Source organism: Ensifer canadensis, from assembly GCF_017488845.2.
GTDB classification, from domain to species: Bacteria; Pseudomonadota; Alphaproteobacteria; order Rhizobiales; family Rhizobiaceae; genus Ensifer; species Ensifer canadensis.
In genome coordinates this window covers 2217473-2242280 of the sequence record NZ_CP083370.1, presented here as the reverse complement: position 1 = coordinate 2242280, position 24808 = coordinate 2217473, and the positions used below count along the sequence as shown (strand labels likewise).

The 24808-nt window shown below is 63.2% G+C and carries 20 protein-coding genes, 1 other RNA gene and 1 pseudogene; 10 read left to right on the top strand and 12 right to left on the bottom strand.

Translation table 11 applies throughout. The annotated features are described in order from the left end of the window. Position 1: 1 nt before the first annotated feature. Entirely contained in the window at positions 2 to 502 is a 501-nt protein-coding gene (locus tag J3R84_RS10970; RefSeq protein WP_025427695.1) for a CreA family protein, read from the bottom strand. A 107-nt stretch (positions 503 to 609) separates the two neighbouring features. Further along, entirely contained in the window at positions 610 to 1854 is a 1245-nt protein-coding gene (locus J3R84_RS10965; RefSeq protein ID WP_025427694.1) for a GGDEF domain-containing protein, read from the bottom strand. 248 nt (positions 1855 to 2102) lie between these two features. Here J3R84_RS10965 and J3R84_RS10960 point away from each other — a divergent pair, with 248 nt between their 5' ends. The 4 genes from J3R84_RS10960 to J3R84_RS10945 all read left to right on the top strand — a co-directional run bounded on the left by J3R84_RS10960 (position 2103) and on the right by J3R84_RS10945 (position 4699). Further along, positions 2103 to 2777 carry a phosphoribosyltransferase gene (locus J3R84_RS10960; RefSeq protein WP_025427693.1) on the top strand — a complete coding sequence of 225 codons (675 nt, stop codon included), beginning with the start codon at positions 2103 to 2105 and terminating at the stop codon, positions 2775 to 2777. Between the two features lie 130 nt (positions 2778 to 2907). Next, the gene (locus J3R84_RS10955; protein ID WP_225906331.1) at positions 2908 to 3549 is read left to right on the top strand and encodes a cysteine hydrolase family protein; all 642 of its coding nucleotides are present in this window, start codon (positions 2908 to 2910) and stop codon (positions 3547 to 3549) included. Between the two features lie 190 nt (positions 3550 to 3739). Further along, positions 3740 to 4201 carry a GNAT family N-acetyltransferase gene (locus J3R84_RS10950; protein WP_025427691.1) on the top strand — a complete coding sequence of 154 codons (462 nt, stop codon included), beginning with the start codon at positions 3740 to 3742 and terminating at the stop codon, positions 4199 to 4201. A gap of 51 nt (positions 4202 to 4252) precedes the next feature. Then, complete coding sequence (locus tag J3R84_RS10945) at positions 4253 to 4699, top strand: DUF488 domain-containing protein (RefSeq protein ID WP_025427690.1); 447 nt, start codon at positions 4253 to 4255, stop codon at positions 4697 to 4699. 34 nt (positions 4700 to 4733) lie between these two features. On the opposite strand, the gene J3R84_RS10940 is transcribed toward J3R84_RS10945, so the two are convergent. The 4 genes from J3R84_RS10940 to J3R84_RS10925 all read right to left on the bottom strand — a co-directional run bounded on the left by J3R84_RS10940 (position 4734) and on the right by J3R84_RS10925 (position 9358). Next, a complete protein-coding gene (locus tag J3R84_RS10940) occupies positions 4734 to 5036 on the bottom strand; it encodes a hypothetical protein (RefSeq protein WP_128090488.1) in 303 nt (100 codons plus the stop codon). A gap of 382 nt (positions 5037 to 5418) precedes the next feature. Then, positions 5419 to 7863, bottom strand: coding sequence for an ATP-dependent helicase (locus J3R84_RS10935; RefSeq protein WP_203528262.1), 2445 nt, complete (start codon positions 7861 to 7863; stop codon positions 5419 to 5421). 135 nt (positions 7864 to 7998) lie between these two features. Continuing rightward, positions 7999 to 8403 carry a carboxymuconolactone decarboxylase family protein gene (locus J3R84_RS10930; RefSeq protein ID WP_025427687.1) on the bottom strand — a complete coding sequence of 135 codons (405 nt, stop codon included), beginning with the start codon at positions 8401 to 8403 and terminating at the stop codon, positions 7999 to 8001. Between the two features lie 133 nt (positions 8404 to 8536). Then, positions 8537 to 9358, bottom strand: a complete 822-nt coding sequence (locus J3R84_RS10925; protein ID WP_025427686.1) for a cyclase family protein — start codon at positions 9356 to 9358, stop codon at positions 8537 to 8539. A gap of 316 nt (positions 9359 to 9674) precedes the next feature. Here J3R84_RS10925 and J3R84_RS10920 point away from each other — a divergent pair, with 316 nt between their 5' ends. Further along, positions 9675 to 10859: an efflux RND transporter periplasmic adaptor subunit gene (locus tag J3R84_RS10920; protein WP_025427685.1), complete on the top strand. Its 1185-nt coding sequence runs from the start codon at positions 9675 to 9677 to the stop codon at positions 10857 to 10859. Further along, positions 10856 to 13996 carry an efflux RND transporter permease subunit gene (locus tag J3R84_RS10915; protein ID WP_025427684.1) on the top strand — a complete coding sequence of 1047 codons (3141 nt, stop codon included), beginning with the start codon at positions 10856 to 10858 and terminating at the stop codon, positions 13994 to 13996. The genes J3R84_RS10920 and J3R84_RS10915 overlap by 4 nt, the downstream gene beginning before the upstream one ends. Positions 13997 to 14072: 76 nt before the next feature. Here J3R84_RS10915 and J3R84_RS10910 read toward each other — a convergent pair. Beyond that, positions 14073 to 14509, bottom strand: a pseudogene (locus J3R84_RS10910) (anthrone oxygenase family protein). A 320-nt stretch (positions 14510 to 14829) separates the two neighbouring features. On the opposite strand from J3R84_RS10910, the gene J3R84_RS10905 reads away from it, so the two are divergent. Together J3R84_RS10905 and J3R84_RS10900 are read left to right on the top strand one after the other, a co-directional pair. After that, positions 14830 to 16236, top strand: a complete 1407-nt coding sequence (locus J3R84_RS10905; RefSeq protein WP_203528264.1) for an FAD-binding oxidoreductase — start codon at positions 14830 to 14832, stop codon at positions 16234 to 16236. A 167-nt stretch (positions 16237 to 16403) separates the two neighbouring features. Beyond that, complete coding sequence (locus J3R84_RS10900; RefSeq protein ID WP_025427682.1) at positions 16404 to 20141, top strand: AsmA family protein; 3738 nt, start codon at positions 16404 to 16406, stop codon at positions 20139 to 20141. A gap of 389 nt (positions 20142 to 20530) precedes the next feature. Here the strand turns inward: J3R84_RS10900 and J3R84_RS10895 are convergent, their stop codons facing one another. Further along, on the bottom strand, positions 20531 to 21322 hold the full coding sequence (locus J3R84_RS10895) for a hypothetical protein (protein WP_025427681.1): 792 nt from the start codon (positions 21320 to 21322) through the stop codon (positions 20531 to 20533). Positions 21323 to 21723: 401 nt separating this feature from the next. Between J3R84_RS10895 and J3R84_RS10890 the strand changes: the two genes are divergently transcribed. Next, on the top strand, positions 21724 to 22608 hold the full coding sequence (locus J3R84_RS10890) for a GGDEF domain-containing protein (RefSeq protein WP_025427680.1): 885 nt from the start codon (positions 21724 to 21726) through the stop codon (positions 22606 to 22608). Here J3R84_RS10890 and J3R84_RS10885 read toward each other — a convergent pair. The 4 genes from J3R84_RS10885 to ssrA all read right to left on the bottom strand — a co-directional run bounded on the left by J3R84_RS10885 (position 22588) and on the right by ssrA (position 24257). Continuing rightward, the gene (locus J3R84_RS10885) at positions 22588 to 22824 is read right to left on the bottom strand and encodes a ribbon-helix-helix domain-containing protein (protein WP_025427679.1); all 237 of its coding nucleotides are present in this window, start codon (positions 22822 to 22824) and stop codon (positions 22588 to 22590) included. The genes J3R84_RS10890 and J3R84_RS10885 overlap by 21 nt on opposite strands. A 212-nt stretch (positions 22825 to 23036) precedes the next feature. After that, positions 23037 to 23246, bottom strand: coding sequence for a DUF4169 family protein (locus J3R84_RS10880; RefSeq protein ID WP_025427678.1), 210 nt, complete (start codon positions 23244 to 23246; stop codon positions 23037 to 23039). A 20-nt stretch (positions 23247 to 23266) separates the two neighbouring features. Then, positions 23267 to 23782, bottom strand: a complete 516-nt coding sequence (locus J3R84_RS10875) for an SspB family protein (protein WP_025427677.1) — start codon at positions 23780 to 23782, stop codon at positions 23267 to 23269. A gap of 111 nt (positions 23783 to 23893) precedes the next feature. Beyond that, positions 23894 to 24257, bottom strand: a transfer-messenger RNA (tmRNA) gene (gene ssrA, locus J3R84_RS10870). Positions 24258 to 24401: 144 nt separating this feature from the next. Here ssrA and J3R84_RS10865 point away from each other — a divergent pair. Beyond that, entirely contained in the window at positions 24402 to 24710 is a 309-nt protein-coding gene (locus J3R84_RS10865; protein WP_025427676.1) for a DUF2853 family protein, read from the top strand. The last annotated feature ends 98 nt before the right edge of the window (positions 24711 to 24808 follow it).

Below are 24808 nucleotides of genomic sequence, written 5' to 3'. Positions count from 1 at the left end.
GTCAGGGCTTCGGCTTGCCTTCCTGCCAGTTGACGGTCTGCCCGTAGAGCGGGATCGTCGTGATCGACATCTTGGCCGAGCCGTCGGTCAGTTCGCGCGAGTGGGCAAGATAGATCAGCGTGTCGTTCTTGCGGTCATAGATCCGGGTGACGAGCAGGTCTTTCCAGATCAAGGACAAGCCGGAGCGGAACACTTCCTCGCCTTCTTTCGAAAGGTCGATGTCGCCGATCTCGATCGGGCCGGTCTGGCGGCATGCGATCGAGTTGTTGGATGGATCCTCGAACCAGTTGCCGTTTTTCAGCCTATCGATGACGCCGCGATCGAAATAGGTGACGTGACAGGTCACACCCTTGACCTTGGGATCGCTGACCGCGTCGACGATGATGTCGTTGCCGAGCCAGTCGACGCCGACTTCGCCGACGGTTTCGGCCCGGGCGGGAGAGACTGTCGTTACGAAAGCGGCAAGGCTGGCTAGCATCAAGACGCGGAACGAACGGGACATGAATTTCCTCCGGTGGTTTGCACCGTTCACATAGGTTCTGCCCCAATCAATGCAAGATGGCCAGCGCAAGGTGGACACGTGAACCGGGCTGAGCGGAGGTTCCCGGATCAGCCGGTGTCGCGCAGCAGTTGCGGTGCGAGCGAATAGGCCTCGGCAGCGCGAAGCTGTGCGGCGGCAGCGGCAAGCACGCGACCGCTGGCGTCTGGCTGCAGCCTCCCGGCGATGGTGCAGCGGTCGCGTCCGTCGGCCTTGGAGGCGTAGAGTGCCATGTCCGCCCGGATCATCACGTCGGTCATGGTATCGCCAAGGCCCGCGCTGGCAATGCCGATGCTGACAGTCAATCGGATCGGCTGGCCGAAACGTCCGACGGGGGTGACGCGGACCGTACGGCCGATCTCCTCGGCCAGCAGAAACGCTTCGCCTTCGGTATGGTCAGACAGCACCACGCCGAATTCCTCGCCGCCGATGCGGCCGAATGTGCCGCGTCCGGCAAGGCAGGCGGTGACCGTGTCGGCGAAATGGCCGAGCGCGGCATCGCCGGCCGCATGGCCATAGCGGTCGTTGATCTGCTTGAAATAGTCGAGGTCGAGCAGCAGGAAGGCGGCGGGGCGCGCGTGCGCCGTGCACGAGGCAAAGATGCGTTCGCCAAGTTCGATGAAGGCGCGCCGCGACAGCGCTCCTGTCAACTCGTCGCGGGCAATCGTGGTCTTGAGATCGGCGATGACGCGGTCATGAGTCATCAGGATGACGCCGAGAAACAGGATGGGCATGTAGAGCAGCCACATCGCAGCCAGCAGAAAGTTCCAAGCAACAAGGGGAGCCGGGCCCGCCTCGTTCACGGGGGAAGGGGGCGAGATCGCGGCGATCTGCAGGAGCGTGACGCTGGCAATGGCGGCACCGATGACGATTGCCTTCCGTGTTGTCGGGTCGCTCGCTGTGCGCAGCCTCAGGACGGAAATGGAGGCGACCACGAAGACGGCGGCGGCGATGCCGAGCGTGATCAGCGCCCGAGCCGCGGTACTCTCAGCGCCGAACGCAGCCAGAACCGAGATGGTTGCAACCATCGTTGCGCCGAGCGGCAGGATTGCCGGCCTCCAGCTGGGTAGAGCGAAGAACGAGCGGAACCCGGCGAGTACGAAGAGACAGGCGATGGCAAGAAACGCAAAGCCGACAAGCAGCAGCGGCCGGAGAGACTGGATCTCGGCCAGCATCACCAGTGTCATGGCAATGGCTGTCATGGCACAGCCGGAAGCGAACTCCGCAGCGCCTGGCATCGATGATTTCTGCAGCGAAAGCAGTACCGGCAGCATCACCAGTAGGCATATGATCGATAGGGCGGGGAGAAAGCTCATTTCGAAACGGCCTGTCGTGCTAAAATCGAGGAAGGCGGCTTACGTCAATGCCAAATATGCAGGGGTCAATTGGTAGCTTTGGCGCCTTAACGAAACCCGGCGGAAATCGCTGCAATTTTAGCGACTGCCGAAATTGACACGGTTGTCCACCGATGCGGAGTGACAACTGCCGGATGGTCAGGCGTTTCGTCGGCGGTGACGCGGTGCCAGGCGGTTCAAGCGGCCTTCTGCGGGCCGGGAGAGGCGACATGTTCACGGGACCGGTGTTCTTCGAAAACAGGGCCGACGCCGGCCGCAGGCTGGCGCAGGCGGTGGCCGTCGAGGCGCCGCCGGAGCCCCTGGTCATGGCGCTGCCGCGCGGCGGCGTTCCGGTTGCCTTCGAGATTGCCACGTATCTCCGCGCACCGCTTGAGGTGCTGATCGTGCGCAAGATCGGCGCGCCGGGTCATCAGGAATTCGGGCTTGGCGCACTGGTCGATGGCGAAGAGGCGGAACTGGTGCTGAACCGCGAGGCCGTGCGCCTGGTGCGGCCGCCGCGCGGCTACATCGCCGCCGAAGCCGAGCGCCAACGCGCGGAAATCGCAAGACGGCGGGTGCTCTATCTCGGCGATCGCGAGCCGCATTCGCCGAGGGATCGCAATGTGGTGCTCGTCGACGACGGCATTGCCACCGGCGGCACGATCCGCGCGGCGATCCAGGCGCTGCGCCGGACCGGTGTGCGTAGCCTGCTGTTGGCGGTTCCCGTTGCGCCGGCGAGCGCGCTCGCAAGCCTGCGGCCGTCGGTCGACGGCATCGTCTGTCTCTCCACCCCCGCCTTCTTCCGCGCCGTCGGCCTGCATTACCGCGACTTCGAGCAGACCTCGGATGCCGAGGTCATGACCTTGATCAGCAGGGCGAGGGCAGGCGGGTGCGATGACGCTTGAGACGGAGGTTGTTACCGCCAACATCTGCCTCCGGCCGTATTGAAACCTTGGAACCGCCGCGCCACATTCCCGGTGCTTGATTGAAGCGTGAGGACGGCCGCCGGAGGAGGTGGGCCGGAAGAGGGGAATGATGGCAGTTTCACTGGACATTGGGAAAACGCTTGCCGATTTTTGCCGACCGGACCGGATGGCGCTGGTGGTTTATGACATGCAGGCGGGGATCACCAATCAGGTCAAGAATGGCCCGGCGATCCTGGCTGAGGTGCTGAAGGTTCTGGAGGCCGCGCGCGCCGGCGGCTATCCCATCATCTTTCTGCGGCATCTGTCGATGCCGAAGCCGCTGATGGGCGCGTTCCAGATGCGCCAGGCGATGGCCTGGCAGCGCACGGACGATCCCGATGCCGTCAAGCCCTGGTTCCTGCGCGGCACGCCGGGCTTCGAGCTGGTGGCGGAACTGGCGCCGCGCGACGATGAGGCCATTCTCGACAAGATCACGTTCTCGGCCTTCGAGGGCACGCCCCTTGCCATCATCCTGCGCGATCTCGGACTGACCTCGTTTGCCATCTGCGGCATTGCAACCGAAATCGGTATCGATCCGACGGTGCGCCATGGCGCCGATCTTGGGCTGGTGCCGATCGTCATCCGCGATGCCTGCGGCGCCGGCCACCACGAGGCCGGCGAGCGCTCGATGGACAACATCGCCTTCATGGGCGACGCGATCCTGACCGGCGTGGACGAGATCATCGGGGCGATGGCCAAGGGCCGAATGTAGCGGCAGTCTTTGTCGCTGGTCCGCTCCAGCTCGGGCTGTTTCAGTGGGTGCACGGTCCTCGCAATCGCGAAGACCGTGGCGCCTTCGCCCCTTGAGGGCTGAGCACGCCTTGCGCAGGCAGGCTATGAATGGAAAGACATCACGCCATCATCCCCATAGTTCATTCGCATCGATCCAGCAGGATAGAGATATGACCGACGCAGTTCGCATCCGCCCGATTGTCCGCAGCGATTACCAGCAATGGCTGCCGCTCTGGGATGGTTACAACGCCTTTTATGGAAGGTCGGGTGCAACGGCGCTCGATCCTGATATCACCGCAATGACCTGGTCGCGATTCTTCGATGCTTACGAGCCGATGCACGCGCTGGTGGCCGAAAACGAGGGACGGCTGGTCGGGCTCACCCACTACCTCTTTCACCGCAGCACGACGTCCATCGGGCCGAACTGCTATCTCCAGGATCTCTTCACCAGCGAAGCTGCGCGCGGCAAGGGCGTTGGCGCGGCATTGATCGAAGGCGTCTACGAGGCCGCCCGCACGGCCGGCTCGCCGCGGGTTTACTGGCAGACACATGAGACCAATGCCACAGCGATGGCACTTTACGACAAGGTGGCGGAGCGTTCAGGCTTTCTCGTCTACCGCAAGATGATCTAGGCTTTAGCTTGGCTGAAGGCTGTGTGACAGCGGGCAACTGGGGTGGACGCGATGGACAACGTGCAGGTTTCTACGATCGGCTTCACAAAATCATCGGCGGAAGATTTTTTCGATCGCCTGCAGAAGGCCGGCGTCAAGACGATCGTCGATGTCCGGCTGCACAATACCTCGCAGCTTGCCGGCTTCGCCAAGGCCAATGACCTTGCGTTCTTCCTGAAGAAGATCGGCGGTATCGACTATGTGCACCAGCCGCTTTTTGCGCCCACCGAGGCGATCATGAAGGCCTACAAGACCGACAAGGGCGACTGGAAGACCTTTTCGCGGGACTTTCTCGACCTGATGGCGGAGCGCAAGGTCGAGCAGCACGTGAAGCCGGAGGCGCTGCAGGGCGCCTGCCTGCTCTGCGCCGAGGACAAACCGCACCGCTGCCACCGCACCCTCGTCTGCGAATATCTCAACGATCGTTGGGGAGGCCGCCTTCGCGTCGAGCATCTGTAGGACCTGACAGTCGCCAGCAGCTGTGCCGTCTCCTTCAACCGTCACGCTCTTGATGAACGCTCCCGTACTCGCAAGCTGTTTGAACAACATCAGCCTTGTGGCCATGGTCGCGATGGTAGGCAAGGAGTAGTGAATGTAGCTCGGCAAAAGTAATGGCAAGGCCGTGCGAGACCACTAGGAGCCCTTTGGGTGTTCCAAACATGCCGCTTCGCCGAATCTTCGCGCCAATTTTCTTATGTAGGCGGCCGATCGTGTTCGGATCGAGTGTCAACACAATCATTTTTTGTTTGTGATACTCGATCGGATTGAGGCCGACGATCGCGGGCCAGGGGATCATGCTCGGAGCCAGTCGAGCATCGCTAAACCCCTGAGGGGACAACATGATAACGCTGCGTCGCATCGGAACGTAGAGGACGAGTACACCCAGGAATGCAGCGGGCCAAGCTATCGAGCCGAGATAGCGGGCGAACAACAAGCGACCAGAACCTGCTTCTACACCCAGTTCAGTACAGTTGTTAGGGAAGCCGCCGACAGTGCTGCGGCGGCGGCGAGGATTCCTATCAATTGGGGCCAGGATTTTTTGACTTCGACGGTGCGGGAGGTGTCAATCATATTGGCCGTTCCGCCTGGGCGATTTAGAATCCGATGCCGGCAATCCAAATCGTCCGTTGTCCCAACTGGTTGCCACCTGATGTGCCAGCCTAGCAGACTCGTTGCGCTCACGCTTTCTCGACAAATCCATCCAGCACGCGCTTCTGCCCGGCCTTGTCGAAGTCGATCGTCAGCTTGTTGCCTTCGATCGCTGAAATGTTGCCGTTGCCGAACTTCATGTGGAAGACGCGGTCGCCGACGGTGAAGCGCGAGGGCTCGGTGCTGGTGGATTTCGCCACCAGTTCGCCATCGATGGTGCGGCTGCGCGGGCCGCTTTCGCCGTAGCCGATGCGCTCGACGGCGTGGCCGGAGCGCGAGCCCCAGTTGTCGCGCGTCGCATCCGAGCGGTTCTGCTGGGCGCGCTTCCAGCCGGGGGTGGAGTAGTTGTTCTGGAAGGGATCGGCCTTGTCGAAGCGCGACTGGCCATAGCCGCCGCGGCCGTACCCGCCATAGGACTGCTCGGTCTCGGCCACCTCCACATGGGTATTCGGCAACTCGTCGAGGAAGCGCGAGGGCAGGGTGGACTGCCACAGCCCGTGGATGCGGCGGTTGGAGACGAACCAGATGTGGCAGCGGTGCTTTGCCCGGGTGATGCCGACATAGGCAAGACGGCGTTCTTCCTCGAGGCCGGAGCGGCCGCCCTCGTCAAGCGCGCGCTGGTGCGGAAACAGGCCTTCCTCCCAGCCGGGCAGGAACACGGTGTCGAACTCCAGCCCCTTGGCCGAATGCAGCGTCATGATCGAGACGGCATCGAGGTTTTCGTTCTGCTCGGCGTCCATCACCAGCGCGACGTGTTCGAGGAAGCCGCGCAGGCTCTCGAAGGCTTCCATCGAGCGGATCAGTTCCTTGAGGTTTTCGAGCCGGCCCGGCGCTTCGGCCGATTTGTCGTTCTGCCACATAGCCGTGTAGCCGCTCTCGTCGAGGATCTGCTCGGCAAGTTCGGTGTGCGGCGTGGTTTCGAGCAGGCTCTGCCAGCGGCGGAAATCGGCGACGACATCGAACAGCCCCTTGCGGGCCTTGGCCTTCAGTTCGTCGGTCTCGATGATGTCAGTCGCAGCCGCAAGCATCGGCACGTCGCGGGCGCGGGCATAGTCGTGCAGGGTGCGAATGGTGGTGTCGCCAAGGCCGCGCTTCGGCGTGTTGACGATGCGCTCGAAGGCAAGGTCGTCGGCCGGCTGGCAGACGAGCCGGAAATAGGCCATGGCGTCGCGGATCTCGAGCCGCTCGTAAAAGCGCGGGCCGCCGATGACGCGGTAGTTCAGGCCGAGCGTGACGAAGCGGTCTTCGAATTCGCGCATCTGGAACGAGGCGCGCACCAGGATCGCCATGTCGTTGAGCTTGTGGCTCTTGCGCTGCAGTTGTTCGATTTCCTCGCCGACGGCGCGGGCTTCCTCTTCGGAGTCCCAGGCGGCGTGCACCTGCACCTTCTCGTCATCCGGGTCGGTGCGTTCGGTAAACAGCGTCTTGCCGAGGCGCCCCTCGTTGTGGGCGATCAGATGCGCGGCGGCGCCGAGAATATGCTCGGTCGAGCGGTAGTTGCGCTCGAGCTTGATGACCTTGGCGCCGGGGAAATCCTTTTCGAAGCGCAGGATGTTGTCCACTTCCGCGCCGCGCCAGCCATAGATCGACTGGTCGTCGTCGCCGACGCAGCAAACGTTCTGCGGCACGCCCTTGGCGCGCTGCGCCAGAAGCCGCAGCCACATGTACTGCGCGGTGTTGGTGTCCTGATATTCGTCGACGAGGATGTAGCGGAACTTGTCGTGGTATTCCTTCAGCACATCCGGATTGCTGCGGAACATGCGGATCGGGTGCAGCAGCAGATCGCCGAAGTCGCAGGCGTTCAGCGTGCGCAGCCGGTTCTGGTAGGCGGCGTAGAGCTCGCGGCCCTTGCCGTTGGCAAAGGCGCGGGCATCGCCCTCGGGGATCTGCGCCGGGTCGAGGTCCTTGTTCTTCCAGCCGTCGATCATGCCGGCGAACTGCTTGGCCGGCCAGCGCTTGTCGTCGAGGCCCTCGGCCTGGATGATCTGCTTGATCAATCTGACGACGTCGTCGGTGTCGAGAATGGTGAAGTCGGAGCGCAGGCCCACCAGCTCGGCGTGGCGGCGCAACAGCTTGACGCCGATCGAGTGGAAGGTGCCGAGCCAGGGCATGCCCTCGACCGCATGGCCGACGAGCACGCCGACGCGCTCCTTCATCTCGCGCGCCGCCTTGTTGGTGAAGGTCACCGCAAGGATCTGCGAGGGGAAGGCGCGGCCGGTGGAAAGAATATGGGCGATGCGGGTGGTGAGAACCCGGGTCTTGCCGGTGCCGGCGCCGGCGAGAACCAGCACCGGGCCATCCAGAGATTCGACCGCTTCGGCCTGTTCCGGATTGAGGCCGGAGAGATAATCCGGGCGCTGCTGGCGGTCGCGGGCAGCCATGGCGCGCGCGGCGATGCCGCCCGTTGCTGGCGGCTGCTTGCGCGGGGCCGGCTCTTCGTCGAAGAAGGGAATGTCGTCGAAACCACTCATCATGCGGCTCAATGTAGTGATTCGGAGGCGAAAGGCCAGAAAGGATGTTCTTCTTTTATTCCGTTTTCTGCGCCACCCGCACCAAGCCTGTGGAAAGACAGGCGATTTCGAAGCCGCTTATTCTCGCGCTCACCGCCGTCAGGCCGTCCTGTCGAAGGCAGCGTCCACCGGCACCTGCAAGGCGGTCGCCAGCTGGTTGGTTCTGGCGGCAAGTGAGATCACGCGCAAGAGATCGGCATGTTCGGCGTCGCTCATGCCCTTGGCTCTCGCGGCAGCCGTATGCGAATGGGCGCAGTAGCCGCAGCCATTGCTGACGGAAACGGCGATGTAGAGCATTTCCTTGACCAGCGGATCGAGCGCGGAGGGCGTTGCCATCACCGCCTTGACGTCGCGCCAGGTCTGCTCCAGCAGGTCGGCATCGAAGGCGAGCCACAGCCACATATTGTTGATGAAATCCGATTTGCGGGTGGCGCGAATGTCGTCGAACACGGCTTTTACGCGCGCGTCGGATTCCGGATCGGCAGGCGGGGCGATGGTGCTCATGACGTCTCCTGGTCATAGGGTCAATCGGGGGGGCGTCCGGCGGCGGACGCCGCCGGATCGGCAGGTTGGTATCCCTCTTTGCTTGTACGCATTTCCTCACGGAAAACCGCTTCGCATTTTTCCTGGGTATGCTCTAGACGAGCGCAAACACGCGCGCCGGACCGCCGGTGCCGCCGCGGTGTTTGGGCGCGCCAAGCACGAGGGTCGCGCCCTTGACGGGCACCTTGTCGAGGTTGGCGGCCGCCTCCAGTCCCCAGCGGCCTTCCGGCAGCCAGGCATAGTGGGTGGCGAAATCAGGCGAGGGGCCATGGTCGAGCGAAAGCGTGTCGACGGCGATGCCGGCCGCCTTGGTCTCGTCGAGCAGGTATTTCGCCGCCTCGGCGTGGAAACCGGGAAAGTGCATCTTGCCGTTTGCATCGGCATTGCGGAACTTGTCAGTGCCAAGGTGCGCTCCCCAACCGGAAAGCATGGCGACGCAGGCGTTTTCCGGAATGTCGCCATTGGCGGCGACCCAGGCCTTGATGTCGTCGGGTGTTATTTGCGCATCGGCATCGGCGGACGCCTTCTCGCGGATGTCGACGACGCAGAGTGGCACGACGAGCTTTTCAACCGGCAGCTCGGCGACCGACAGACCATCGGCGGAGAAATGCAGCGGCGCGTCGACATGGGTGCCGGTGTGTTCGTTCACCCGGAGCTCGAACAGGTTGAACTTGTCCTTGGCGTAGCTGAACTTTTGCTCGCGGAAGAACTGCTGCTGGCCGAAGAAGGTCGGGAACTCCTCGTAGAGTTCGTGGGTGAGGTCGGTGACGCCGGTGTGTCCCTGGGCGAGCGCCGGCGGGGCGATACCGGCGCTCGCGGCGGCGATGCCCGCTGTGCCGACGGCTGCTGCCTTGAAGAAGCTGCGGCGGGACAACATTTTCTGCTTTACGGATTCCACGACGCACGCATCGCACATGTCTTTGCTTCCCTCTCAAGAAGCGGTCGAAACCTGATGGCAATGGCTGCCAGCGGTTGCAGGATACCTCAGAGGAAATCGCTGTAAACGGTCTTTGTCCCGTGCGTTTTGATGGAATGACACGGCGATCGCGATTGCCGGCGCACGATGGCGCTGATGTCATCATGCCGCCAACAAATACGCTTTTATTACAATTGCGTAATGATGGCATTCCGCCGTTGCCCACAAAGGTGCGAACAACGATACTCTGGGCAAATCGGAACGTTCCGCCGGCGCGTGCCGCGCAGGAGCGCGTTTTGCATATTTGGAGACATGAATGCGGGTTTGGAAACAGCTGGCGGTGAGCGCCGTTGTGCTTTTGGTGGGTGCCGGCGTCTGGGTGCGGTTCGTGCCCGGAGCAGGCGAAACGCTGGCCGCGATCGGTGTCTCGCATCCGCTGATCGATGCCATCTCCAAGCAGAGCGGTGCCGCTGGGGGCGAGGGCGGCCAAGGCAGCGGCGGACGCAGGCAGGGCGGCAACGACGCCATCCTCGTCATGGTTCGCCCTTCGGCAACGTCTGTCGTCAATGACCGGCTGAACGCGATCGGCAACGGCGAGGCGATCCACTCCGTCACCGTGACGCCGACGGCCACCGGCAACCTCACCGAAATTCTCGTGCGCTCCGGCGAAAAGGTGGCGCAGGGGCAGGTGATCGCCAAGCTCGATAGCGACGACCAGAAGATTGCTGCCGACCAGGCGCGGCTGACGCGCGACAGTGCCCGCGAAAAACTGGAGCGCTATCGCAACCTCAGCACAGCGCGCGCGGTGACCGCCGTCGACGTGCGCGACGCCGAAATCGCCATGCAGGCCGCGGAGCTTGCGCTCAAGACCGCCGAGCTCGACCTCAAGCGCCGCGATATCGTTGCGCCGTCGCAGGGCGTTGTCGGCATCATCACCGTCAATGTCGGCGACTACGTCACCACGACGACGCCGATCGCCGTGGTCGACGACCGCTCGGAAATCCTCGTCGACTTCTGGGTGCCGGAGCGTTTTGCGAGCAAGATCGTCGTCGGCCAGCCGGTGACAGCGCACGCCATTGCCCAGCCGGGCAGCCAACTCGAGGGCGTCATTCACGCCATCGACAACCGCCTGGACCAGGCAAGCCGGACGCTGCGCGTGCGGGCGCGGCTGGAAAATCCTGACGACACGTTGCGGGCGGGCATGTCCTTCTCGGTGACCATGGCATTCGATGGCGACACCTATCCGACCGTCGATCCGCTCGCGATCCAGTGGAGCTCCGAAGGCTCCTATGTCTGGCGTGTCAGCGCCGACAAGAGCGAGCGGGTTCCGGTCAAGATCATCCAGCGCAACCCCGACAAGGTGCTGGTTGATGCGGCCTTGAGCGAAGGCGACGAAGTCGTCACCGAAGGTGTGCAGCGGCTGCGCGACGGCGGCGACGTGCGCATTGCCGGGCGCGAGCGCCGCGATGCCGCGCAGAAGGTCGCGGAGGACGGGAAGTGAGCGGCGCGAAGGAACCCGGCCACCAGACCGCGCGCGAGGCCGGCAAGACCGGCTTCACCGCGCTTTTCATCCGCCGGCCGATCTTCGCCCTGGTCGTCAACACGCTGATCGTCGTCGCCGGCCTTGCGGCCTGGAACGGCATCGAGATCCGCGAACTGCCGCAGGTCGACCAGCCGGTCGTCTCCGTGACGACGACGCTCGACGGTGCAGCACCCGAGACCATGGACCGCGAGGTGACATCGGTCGTCGAAGGTGCGGTCTCGCGCGTGCAGGGCATCCGCGACATCTCCTCGACCTCGTCCTTCGGCCGCAGCCGCGTGACGCTGCAATTCTCCGACACCACCGACATCGGCCAGGCGGCCAACGATATCCGCGATGCGCTGGGGCGCGTTCGCAACCAGCTGCCCGACCAGGCGGACGAGCCGAGCATCGTCAAGGCGGACGCCGACAGCCAACCGATCATGCGCCTGGCGCTGACCTCCGATACCATGTCGATGGAAGACATGACGCTGCTCGTCGAAAACGAGATCAGCGACCGGCTGGCCGCCGTCGAGGGCGTCGCCGACGTTGCCGTCTATGGCGACCAGGAAAAAATCTTTCGCATCGACCTCGACCAAGCCAAGCTTGCCGGGCGCGGCGTGACGGTGGCAGACCTCAGGACGGCCCTTGCCAACGCCTCCTATGACGTGCCGGCCGGCAAGCTCACGAGCGCCAGCCAGGACATTTCGGTGCGCGCCACCGCCGACCTGCAGACGCCGGAGCAATTCGAAAACCTCATCCTCGTCAACAATGTGCGGCTGCGCGACATCGGCACGGTGACGCTCGGACCCGATTCAGGCACCACGGCGCTGCGCTCCAACGGCCGCCAGGGCATCGGCCTCGGCATCATCCGCCAGGCGCAATCCAATACCGTCGATATTTCCGAGGGCGTGCGCAAGGTCGTCGAGACGATCCAGACGCAGATTCTTCCCGAGGGCACGCAGCTCAGGATCACCAGCGACGACGCCGTCTTCATCAACGGCGCCATCCACGAGGTCGAGATTGCGCTGGGCGTGGCGATCTTCATCGTCACGCTCGTCATCTACATGTTCCTGCTCGACTGGCGCGCAACGCTGATCCCGACCATCACCATGCCGATCGCGCTGATCGGGACGGTGGCGGCGATCTACATGGCCGGCTTCTCGATCAACATCCTGACGCTGCTGGCGATCGTGCTCGCCACGGGGCTCGTGGTCGATGATGCGATCGTGGTTCTGGAAAACATCGTGCGACGGCGGGCCGAAGGGCTGGGCCCAAGGGCCGCGGCCGTGCACGGCACGCTCGAAGTGTTCTTCGCGGTGCTGGCGACGACCGCGACGCTTGCGGCCGTGTTCGTGCCGCTGTCCTTCCTGCCGGGCCAGACAGGCGGGCTCTTCCGCGAGTTCGGCTTCGTGCTCGCCTTCTCGATCCTGCTTTCGTCCTTCGTGTCGCTGACGCTCTGCCCGATGCTGGCATCGCGCATGCTGACAAAGGAGGCCCACAACGAGAAGCCGGGGCCGATGCGCCGGTTCGGGGCACGGGCTTCGGAATTCTACCGGGTCACGTTGCGCGGTTGCCTCAATGCGCCGCTGATCGTCTTCGTCGTTGCCGCCTTCTTCACCGCCATGGGCGGCATCGGCTTCATGACGCTGAAATCGGAACTGACACCGAGCGAGGACCGCTCGCAGGTGATGATGCGCATCAACGCGCCGCAGGGCGTGTCGCTGGAATATGCGCAGGCGCAGATGCGCCGGATCGAGGACGGGCTGCAGCCGCTGGTCAAATCCGGCGAGATCGACAACATCTTCTCGATCTCCGGCCAGGGTGGTTCGGCCAATAGCGGCTTCATGGTGCTGACGCTTGCCCCCTGGGACAAGCGCGACCGCAGCCAGCAGCAGATCGTCTCCGACATCAACAAGGTGACGGCGCGCATCCCCTCGGTGCGGGTGTTTGCGATGCAGCCCAACAGCCTCGGCATTCGCGGCGCCGGCAGCGGCCTGCAGGTGGCGCTTGTTGGTAACGACTACACCAAGCTCGGCGATGCCGCGGCAAAGCTGGTGCGCCAGATGGAAGACACCGGGCGCTTCGAGAATGTGCGGCTGAACTATGAGGCCAACCAGGCGCAGCTTTCGATCACCATCGACCGCGAGCGGGCATCCGACATGGGCGTCGATATCGGCGGCCTTGCCTGGGCGCTGCAGGCGATGCTCGACGGCAACAGCGTCGTCGATGTCTATGTCGACGGCGAATCCTACCCGGTCAAGCTCCTGTCCTCGACCAATCCGGTCAACGACCCGACCGACCTGCAGAACATCTTTCTGAAAGCCGGCGACGGCAAGATCGTGCCGATGTCGACGATCGCCAGCGTCGAGGAAACCGCCGTGGCGCCGCAGCTCTCGCGCGAATCGCAGCTTCGCGCCGTGTCGCTGTCGGCCGGGCTCAAGTCCGACCTGGCGCTCGGTGAGGCGCTGACCATGGTCGAGCAGATGGCCGAGCCGCTGCTGCCGCCGGGCTCGCGCATCATGCCGCTGGCCGAGGCTGCCACCCTCAACGAGAACGCCAACGGCCTCGTCATCACCTTCGGCTTTGCCCTCGTCATCATCTTCCTGGTGCTGGCGGCGCAGTTCGAAAGCTTCATCAGCGGCTTCATCATCATGGCGACGGTGCCGCTCGGGCTTGCCTGCGCGATCTTTGCGATGATCATGACCGGCAACACGCTTAACATCTACAGCCAGATCGGCCTGGTCATGCTTGTCGGCATCATGGCGAAGAACGGCATCCTGATCGTCGAATTCGCCAACCAGCTGCGTGATCGCGGCCAGGATGTGCGCACGGCGATCGAGAACGCCGCCAACATTCGCCTCAGGCCGGTGATGATGACGATGATCGCCACCATCGTCGGCGCGGTGCCGCTGGTGCTGGCAAGCGGTGCCGGTGCCGAGGCGCGCATTGCGCTCGGCTGGGTGCTGGTCGGCGGGCTCGGCCTTGCCGTGGTCGTGACGCTCTATCTCACGCCGGTCGCCTATCTCGTCATTGCTGGGCTCACGAAGCCGCATGCGGACGAGGAGCGCAAGCTGCACGAGGAAATGGAAGCGGCGGCCGCGCTCGAAACGAAATAGCGGCGGGCTCTCAGCGTCGGCAGCGAAGATGTCAACGCTGACCGCCTGTCGCGCTGCTCCCTGGCTCTAAAAAGCGCTAACCCTGAAGTTCAAGCCAGGCGGCGATCAGAAAGACCACCGCTGCGATCGCGCCCAGCGCACTCCTGCCGGCGTGGAGCCTCGCCCAGCGGCGGAGAAGCGCGCGGGTTTCCTCGCTCGCCTCATCCGGCCGCGTTGCCTCGAGGCGTCGGTTGATCGGCATGATGACGAGGATCGTGTAGGGCCAGTTCAGAATGATGATTGCTGCCCCTAGGCCCCAAAGTGCATTGTCACTCTGCCACCATGCGGCAGCGCCGAGCAGGCCCGAGATGATTGCGAGCGAGGCTTGCATCTCGAAACCTCGCCGGTAGGCCGGCACCCATTGGGCGAGGGCCGCTCATCGAGGTGAAGCCTTGCCGGGTGTTCGGCGACGTTGATGTAGACGGCGGCGCCGAAGAATACCGCTGCGGTAAACAAAGCGAGCAGACCGAGCAGACCGAGCATTTGACCTTCTCCTCTCTCCCTTCAGTATATACCGTCAGGGGCTGCACAACGATAGGTGTCGTCGTTGGGCGCAGAGCTGCCGGCTCAAGGGCAGATCCGGGAGGGAATTCTGATCGACGTTATCCGTCGCAATGCGAAAGCTTTGTGACACTCAGGTCTCACCAGCGGCGTTTTCACGCGATAGTCTGCCGGAGACTGCGTGAACGTCTGGACAAAGTGATTCCGATTTGCACAGTAGCGCCTTGAAATGAAAGCGCTTCCCCTATGTCGGAATGGGGCAGCGCGAATGGCATGAAGAAGGGACGTTTTCCGTGGCATTGAAGGCGATCAGAGCTGGCTCGAGAAACGAAACCGGGATCGAAACCGCAAAGGGGCAGCTTGCTGCCCGATTCGGCGATCGGTTCCAGACGGGCGAAGCGATCCGTGCCCAGCATGCCCACACCACCACCTACATCCCGGCGCAGCTTCCCGATGGCGTCGTCTTCCCCGAGAGTGCCGACGAGGTGCGCGAGATCGTTGCGATCGCAGCCGCAAATGCCGTGCCGCTCATTCCCTTTGGCACCGGATCCTCGCTCGAGGGCCACGTCAACGCGCCGAACGGTGGCATTTCCGTCGACATGATGCGGATGAACCGGGTGCTCGAGGTCAACGCGGAAGACTTGGATTGCCGGGTCGAGCCCGGCATCACCCGCGAGGAGCTGAACACCTATCTGCGCGACACCGGCCTGTTCTTCCCGATCGATCCCGGCGCCAACGCCTCGATCGGCGGCATGGCCTCGACGCGGGCGTCCGGCACCAACGCGGTGCGCTACGGCACGATGAAGGACAATGTGCTGGCGCTGACGGTGGTGACATCAGACGGGCGCGAGGTGCGCACCGCGCATCGGGCACGCAAGTCGTCTGCCGGCTATGACCTGACCCGGCTCTTCGTCGGGGCCGAGGGCACGCTCGGCGTCATCACCTCGATCACGCTCCGGCTGCAGGGCATTCCCGAGGTCATCTCCGGCGGCGTCTGCCCGTTCCCGACGATTGCCGATGCCTGCAACGCGGTGATCCTGACGATCCAGTCCGGCATTCCGGTCGCCCGCATCGAGCTGTTGGACGCTTTGCAGATGAAGGCGTGCAACGGCTACTCCGGCCTTTCCTATGAGGAAACGCCGACGCTTTTTGTCGAATTCCATGGGAACAGCGAGAGCGTCGAGATGCAATCGCGGCACTTTGCCGAAATTGCGTCGGAATTCGGCTCTAGCGGCTTCATCTGGACGACCAACCCGGAAGAGCGGGCGCGGCTGTGGAAGGCGCGGCACAACGCCTACTGGGCCCAGAAGAGCCTGATCCCCGGGGCTGCAATTCTCTCCACCGATGTCTGTGTGCCGATCTCGCGGCTGGCCGATTGCGTTGCGGCGACCCATGACGACATCGCCCAGCACGGTCTGACGGCACCGATCGTCGGCCACGCGGGCGACGGCAACTTCCACGTCGGCCTGCTGTTTGACGACAAGGACGCCGCCGACGTGGCGCGGGCCGAGGCCTTCGTCGAGCGGCTGAATGCGCGGGCGCTGTCGATGGACGGGACCTGCACCGGCGAACACGGCATCGGTCAGGGCAAGATGCCGTTCCTCGAAGCCGAACTCGGCGACGCGCTGGATCTGATGCGGCAGGTCAAGCGTTCTCTCGACCCGCAGAATATCTTCAACCCCGGCAAGATCTTCGCCTGACGCGAGACGACGGGCGAGGGGACACGCGGCCGCGCGGCCACTACCCCTTTGGGGCAAAGGCGGGCGCGCCCGCGCAATTGTAATGGACGGAAACGTCCCTTTGGCGTTCATATGGACGCAGACGGCGTCGACAGGCGCCCCGAGAACTTGATGGGAATGTAGGCACGGTGCTTTCGCGAATTCTGGTTGCCATCGGCGGTCTTGTGGTTGTTGCGCTCTTTGCGGCGCTGATCGCCCCGTGGTTCATCGACTGGACGGGTTTCCGCAAGGAATTCGAGCGCGAGGCTAGCCGCATCATGGGCAAACCCGTCGTCGTGCACGGCCGCGTCGACGCACGCCTGATCCCGTTCCCGACCGTGACGCTCAACGACGTGCGTGTCGGCGGCAGCGATGCGCGCGAACCGCTGATCCAGGTCGAACAATTCTCGATGAGCGCGGAGCTTGCGCCGTTCCTGAGTGGCGAAGCGCTAATCTTCGACATGCGCCTCGACCGGCCCAAGGCCAAGGTCCGGCTGCTTTCCGACGGTACGCTCGACTGGGCGCGTGGTACGCGCACGGCGATCCCCGCCAAGACGGTGGTGCTTGAAAACGTAGAGATCACCCAGGGCGAGATCGAATTCATCGACGAGCAGACCGGCCGCACCCGGCGCGTGACCGACCTTGCCGCCGATCTTTCGGCCCGGTCGCTGGCCGGCCCCTGGAAGGTCGAAGGTCGTGCGGCATTGGACGGCGAGGCCGGCAGTTTTGCCTTTGCCAGTAACAAGGTGGACGAGGCGGGCGCGCTCAGCCTCAAGGCGCGGGTGACGCCGGACAAGCGTCCATTCGGCGTCGAGCTCGATGGCGCGCTGAAGATCGTCGACTTCAAGCCGCTTTACGGCGGCCGCTTCACGCTGACCGAAAACCGCCCGCAGGGCGAGGCCAAAGAAGTCGACGACCATGCGCCGCTGCGCATCAACGGCGATTTCCAGCTGACCAATGAGAGCATCCGTGTGCCGGAGTATCGCTTCGAGGTCGGTCCTTCGGATGATCCTTACGTGGTGACCGGCGAGGCGACGCTCGACACCGGCAAGGAGCAGAAGTTCCTGCTAATTGCCGACGGCCAGCAGATCGACGTCAGCCGCATCGGCAATTCCGGCAGCAACGGCAAGACCGGGCGCGACCCGGCGATCTCCATGCGCCAGCGGCTGGAAGCGATGCTGGCGATCGCTGCCGACATTCCCATTCCGCAGGTGCCGGGCAGGGCCAGTTTGAAGCTGCCGGCGATCGTCATCGGCGATACGACGGTGCGCGACGTGCGCATCGACGTACAGCCTGATGGCGCCGGATGGGTAATCGACAATGTCGTGGCGCTTCTGCCCGGTCGCACCCAGCTCGAGGCCAAGGGACGGCTCAACCTCAAGGGTCAGCGCTCCTTCCGCGGCGACCTGCTGCTCGCGTCCAACCAGCCGTCGGGGCTGGCGAGCTGGCTGGCCGGCTCTGTCGACCCGGCCATCCGCAAGCTGAAGACCGCGGGTTTTTCGGCAACCGTCAACCTGACCGACACGCTGCAGCAGTTCGAAAACCTTGAAGTCGCGGCCGGCGATGCCAGCCTCAAGGGGCGGCTCGAGCGCCAGTCCTTCGCCGAGCAGCAGCCGAACCTTTCGCTGCAGCTAAACGGCAACCGCATCGATCTCGAAGCCTTGCAGGCGCTGGCTGGCCTCGTCGCCGGCGATGCCTCGACCTCGACATTGATGCAGCACGCGATCGCTGCCGACCTTTCGGCCGACGAGTTCTCCGCCTTCGGCGAAGATGCCCGCGACGTTCAGGCGGTGGTGACGCTCAAGAACGGCCAGCTACAGGCCGAGCGCGTGGCGATCGGCTCGCTTGCCGGCGCGCAGCTTGCCTTTTCCGGCCGCGCCAGCGGCGATCTCGCAAAGCCCGTCATTTCGGCCAAGATGAAGCTCGCGGCCAACGATCTGACGCCGTTCCTGGAAATGATCGGCCGGCACGCCGTCGATCATCCGGCCCTTCGTCGGCTGACCAAGGCTGGCCCGTACTACACGGACGCCGCCTTCGACGTGACGCTGACCGCCGGCAACAAGGAAGGCAACGCGCCCGCGACCTTCGGCATCTTCGGCACGGCCAACGGCACCAAGATCGCCGCCAGCTATCAGGCGCCCGACATGGCCCAGGCGCTTGCCGGCAAGGGCATGCTGCTCGAAGCGACGCTCGAAAACCCGCAGACGCTGTTGCTGCTCGGCCAGGCCGGGTTCGATCCGCTGCCATTCGATGCGGACGCCAACGGCATCCTCTCGGTCAAGCTGCAGAGCACCGATGGCTCCAACGCCAATGGCACGGTGACCTTTACCACTGAGAAGACGGCGCTTGCCGCCAAGGGCAGCTTCGATCTTTCGCGCGACCATTTCCTCGAGGGCCAGGCCAAGCTGACGCTGCAGACGGAAGACCTCGAACCTTATCTGCTGCAGCAGGGCATCGCCCTGCCACAGACGGGCAGTGGCCTGCCGATCTCTGTTTCGGCCGACGTGGCGACGACACCGGAGGCGATCGCCCTTACAACGGTCGAAGGCAAGGCGGATAACAACGGCTTTGCAGGCGCGCTGACGATCGACCGCAAGGTGCCGGGCAAGGCGGAGGGCCAGATCAACCTTGCAACGCTCGATCTCGCCTGGCTCGCCGAGGGCATCCTCGGCCAGGTTCAGGACATGTCGACCGGCGCGCTGTCGAAAACGCCGGTCGCCCAGGCGGCCTGGACCGGCCTCAACGTGGCCCTGGATGTGCAGGCGGCCAATTTCTGGCCGGGCTTCTACGGCGCCGTTGGAAATTTTGTCGGCAAGATGGAATGGAAGGGCGACGAGATCGCCTTCACCGACGCGACCGGCGACTGGCTCGGCGGCAAACTTGAGGGCCGGGTGCAGATCGGCAATGCCAACGGTTCCGGCTTCCTGCGCTCGCGTCTCGACGTCAAGGGCGGCGATCTGGCGCAGGCGGGCTGGATGCGGGCAGGCGCGCCGGTTGCCACCGGCACCTTCGACCTGTCCGTGGCGCTGGAGGCATCGGGCGCGAACGCGCAAGCCATGGCGCATTCGGCAAGCGGCTCGGGCACTGCGACCTTCAACGGCGTGACACTCAACGGCATCAACAGCGCCGCCCTGCCGCAGTTGATGGCGACTGCCGATGCGCTGAAGATGGAGATTTCAGCTGACGCGATCCGCCAGGCGGCGGAGGCGACGGTGTTTTCGGGCCAGTCGGTCGTCGGTGTGGTCAAGGTGCCCTTCAGCATCGCCGGCGGCGTGCTGCGGGCACAGAACGTGACGGCCGCCGACGGCAACGCAGCTTTTGCCGGCGAGGCGTCGCTCGACCTTGCGGCAGAACGCATCGATGCCGGCATCGACATGACTTTCCGTCCGGGTGACGAGGCGCTTGCTGGCGCTGAGCCGCGCGTGCGGCTCGGCTTCGCGGGACTGCTGGCATCGCCAGGCGTCAGCCTCGATGTTGCCGATCTCTCGAATTTCCTCTCGCTTCGGGCCTTCGAGCGCGAGCGCCGGCGCGTCGAGACGCTGCAGGCCAACGTGCTTGAGAAGCAGCGGCTGCGCCGCGAGGTGCAGCTCTACAAGGCAAAGGCGCAGCAGCGTGAAGTCGAGCGCCTGCGGGCGATCGCCGAAGAACGGCGCCGCGCCGCTGCGGCAGTCGAGGCGGAGCGGGTGAAGGCGGATCTCGCCGCCCGCGCCGAGGCGGCCCGCAAGGCGGCGGAAGAGGCTGCTCAGGCCGAACGCGAACGCCAGCAGCAACAGCAGCTGGGCGCGCCAGCGCAGGCGCAGCCGAATACAGGTACCGTCGAAGGCCCGCAGAAACCGGGCGGCCAGGGGCTGAATTTCGACGTCTTGCCCGACATTACCGTGCAATAGTCTTGCCGGCATCGCGGTTGCGCGCCGCATAGGCGTTGGCCTACTGCATGGTTCCTTAAATCCTATTCGATTTAAGGATAACAACAGGCAGCAATTCAAAGTGCTACAGCGACCTTTGCCCGTCTAATAAGACGCGCAAAGGTCGCTGTAGCTGTGCGTGCCGTCGGGCGTGCAGCTGTGCGGTTTGTCGCCCGCGTGCTCACACCGGACGATCACGCTTGGATCGTTTCCAGTTTAAGCGGAGTCGCAGAAATGCTCTGTCTCTTTGTTCTTACGCATTTCCTGACGGAAAACCGCCTCGCACTTTTCCTGGAAATGCTTGGGTCTCCAGCTCGCATTGGAGCATAGAATCTTTCGGCCAGGATTGCGAAGCGTCGCCGCGTCCCGGTTCAGAAGTGGATGGCAACGCCGAGGATCGGTCCGTGTTGCACGGCGTCGAACTTGAAGCCGTCGTCGCTGTAGTCGACGCCGAGTGCGCGGTAGCCGGCGACGACTGAGATCGTATCCGTGAACTTGTAGCCGAGACCGAGCGCTGCATCCCAGTCGAGATCCGCGCCGCCCGCACCGACCAGCCCCCAGCCGGTCATATAGAACTCGGGCGTGAAGTAATAGGCGCCGCGCAAGCCCGCGACCGCATCGACCCATGTCGCACTGTCTTCGCGTTTCCTACCGTTGAGCAGGCCGCCTGAGAACGAAAGCGTCGAATCAACCGACCAGACTTTCAGGCCGCCGACGAAATCCAGGTTGGACGATTGATCTTCGTAGATCGCATAACCGACGCCAAGCAATCCGGCAAAGGTCTTCGATTTCACATCGACGCTATTGGCAAGAATGCCGTTCGGCGTGTGGCCGTCGGCGGAAAGGTCGGTATAGATCACGTCGCCGAAGATGCTGTAGGGCCCGTTGCGGGCTTCGCCCGTCGCCATGAAAGCGAAATCGAGATGGTCCCAGATATCTCCGAAGCTTGAATCGATGTGCACCTCAGGGAGACCGAACTGGGCGGTGTCGCCCGTCAGGCCCGCCATCCAGAAGTAGGGTGCAACGGTGAACTTCCAGCCGCTCTCCGTCTCCTGCTGTTGGGCTGTGGGTGCAAGAAGGGGTGCGATATCGGCGGCGCTGGCGATGGCGGCCGATGACAAAGTCAAACACGTGGCCAGACCGATACGAGCATAGAGCTTCATGGGTTCCTCCCTCTCCTGTCCAGCCAGCGACTCTCATGCGCTGGCAACTGTATGATTGTTTGAAATTAGTGCAGTCTAAACAAGCCCATTCGCGTTTATTGCCGGATCAAGCGTTACCGAAATGCCCGAGCTGTGGCGCCAAGCACACAGAAACCGGTGGGATGGGCCACAGTTGCAATCTCAAGTCTATGTTTCTGTCGGCGTGTGCTTCAAATTTTCCCGGATTGGTGTGTTCAGGGACGGGTGCTGAGGCATGCATCTGGTTTGTGAAGGCAATCCCGCTCCTGCGCCGAATGCCTGCTTTTGCGCGCTGAAATGGGGAGACCCCTAAAATCCTAATGGATTGATTGAGCAGGAGTTAGCATCCTGCCTTCACAGTGAGGCCTGCAACGGGGGGTGGCATGAAGTCGCTGGAGCAGGGCCTTGATCGCCGCGCGATCATCTGGATCATGAACTGGACGTTTTCAGGCACTGCCGGCTGCACGGCCGTTGCCCTTCTCATCACTTATTACTACATCGTCCCGTTCGGCGGCGAGCTGATGGCGACCTCAATGCGCCTTGCGCTGTTCATTCCGCTGCTGCTGGCCATCCCGCTTTTCGCCTTCATCGGCATCAAGCTCCAACAGTTGGCACTTGCCAACGATCTTCTGACGCTGGCCAGTCGCTATGACGGCCTGACGGGCTGTCTCAACCGTGCCGCCTTCACATCGGATGTCACCGCATTCTTTGCCGATCAGGACCTCGAGCCGTTTCCGCCGACGTCGGCGCTGATGGTGCTGGACGCCGACCACTTCAAACGCATCAACGATTGCCACGGCCATCTGGCCGGCGATCAGGCATTGGTGGCGATAGCAACCGAGATGCGCCAGGCAGTGGACGGTAGCGGCCTGACGGGGCGCCTCGGCGGAGAGGAATTCGGCGTTTTCGTTCCCTATGCCCGTCCCGAAACGATAGGGGCGATGGCGGAGCGAATTCGGTTGGCGGTGGCCGAGCGCGGGCAGGCGATCGCGCCGGGCGCAGAGCCAGTCACTGTCAGCGTCGGTGTGGCGCTGTTCAGCTATCCCGCCCACTATGAGGATGTCTTCAAGATCGCCGACGACCAGCTCTATCTCGCCAAGAATACCGGGCGCAACCGGGTTTGCCTGGTCGAGTATTTGCGTCGGCCGGGCGGCATCAGGGCGATGGCAAACCAGCTGCGCGAGGGGCTTGCAGGCGTCTTCACCGAGACATTCGGAAGCGGCCGCGATGAGCCAGGCGAAGAGCCGTCAAGTGTCGCTGGCCGCTGACAGCTCTATATTCGCCTTGATCCAGTCGAGAACGTAGACGCGGAGCGCCGAAGACAGGTTGCTGTCGGCGCCACGCGCATCGTCGATCTCGACGATCAGTTGGGCGATCGGCATGGCGCGGGCGGCCGCGATCGTCTTCAGCTCCAACCAGAACGGATCTTCCAGCGAGAAGCTGGTGCGGTGGCCGTGCAAGGTGGCGGAGTGTTTTCGGATCATCGCCGGAGCTCGCAAATTGATTCAAGTCGTTGGCGGTTTGATTCGGGACGTTGCTGCAAGTCATTGAAGCGGAATCGCTTTTTTGCAGGTCGTGCGCCGGGTTCGACGTTCTAAAGCGCGTCGCGATCTCTACAGCGCCGCGCGTCTTATTAGACGCGCAAAGGTCGCTGTAACGCTTTAAACGTTCCGCAGCCGTTCGTGCGCGCGGCGCTTCAGTCCTCGGCCTCGTCAGGTCGATCGCCGGAAGGTTCGCGGCGCCCCTGGTCGAGGGCCTTTGCCGCCTTCGCATTCAAGGCGTCGGTCAGCGATTTCTCGGCCTTGGTGCGGCCGAACGAGATGCGGTTCTGTTCGGCCTGCTTTTCTTTTTCGGCGCGGGCATTGCGCTTGCGGAACTGGCGTAGATTGACGACGTCACCACTCATGCCGCGTCCTTTCGCTTGCCTCAGTTCTTCTTGCGGAAGGAGTCGAGCGAAACCACCGAGCCGCCGCCGTTCTTGGCGTCGCCGGATTTTTCCGGGTCCTTGGGCGGCACTTCGCCATCGGTTTCAGGAACGGGATAGGCGGTGATCTCCGCCGATTCGGCCTCTTCCTCTTCGGCCGTCGCCACGTCGAATTCGAGTTCGAAATTGACCGAGGGGTCGTAGAAGCCGCGAATGGCATTGAACGGAATGACCAGCCGCTCCGGCGTATCGGAGAAGGACAGGCCGATTTCGAAGCCGGCCTCGGAAACCTTGAGTTCCCAGAACTGGTGCTGCACGACGATGGTCATCTGCTCGGGATACTTGGATTTCAGGTGCTGCGAGATGCGAACACCCGGCGCGCCGGTCAGGAAGGTGATGAAGAAATGGTGCTCGCCGGGCAGGTGGCCGGTGGCCGCAACCTCGGTCAGCACCTTGCGGATGACGCCGCGAAGCGCGTCCTGCGCCAGAATGTCGTAGCGAATGTGGTCCTGGCCCATGAGATTCCCGTCTTTCTCGAACTCAATTCTACTGTCGGCTTTCCATTGCCCGTCTCGATATGACGAGTCAATTATTCAAGCATCTATAGACCATTTCGAAGCGGGGGAGAAGGTGAAGGCTTCTGTTGCCAGGTGCCTTCGGACCCCGCCTTACGGTGCTACCCGGAAGGACTTGATTTGAAGTGTCGCACCGCCGTTAGGCAGCGAGACGTGCTTCAGCATAGTTGTCGTTTGCAACTATAAGTTTAGCCCGATAACGGTGGTACAATGCCGAGCAAAAAGTCGATCTTTACGCCCTTGTCGATCCTATTTCGCCCCCATCAAAAGCCGGTCATCGAAATCTCGACCGGTTTTTGGTGGAGGCGCCGGGTACCGCCCCCGGGTCCAATGGGTTTATTTCACCGCCCGTTTATTGCCATAGCCGCCCGAAGACGGCATCTGTCATATAGGTCTTTCCGGCGCTGAAGAAAAGGGGAAAGCACGGATATATCGCAGCTTTTCCAAAACCCCTGACATGCCAAACGCCTTGACATGAATGGCAGCCGTGAAAAACTCCGGCTGCTGCACGCGGCCTGCAAGGGCGCTGCGGTTTATCGAGCAAGATCAATCTGGAGGCATCATGACTGACTATCTCGCAGATGTGCAGAAGTATGACAGCGGCGCCGACGAAGCTGTTGTGAACAAGATCGTGCGCCATCTCGGCATTGCACTGCGCAACAAGGATTCCTCGCTCGTGTCGGCCACGGACCCCAAGGAACTCGATCGCGTTAGGGAAAAATGGTGCGAGAAGAAGCTCGGCGTCGTGGGTGCGGAAGCGGATGCGGCCATTTCGGCGACGACGAAGGCGATGTCGGCAGATCGATCCAAGTCACGCGTGACCTTCTATTATCTGGTGGCCAAGAACCTCGGTAAGCTGCAAACGCTGTAGATCACGTTCATTGTGAAGGCGGGATGCAGGCGGAAAACCGCGCGCACTTTCCTTGATCCCGCTTTGAGCGCGGCTGAATATGCGGGATAAACACCCCC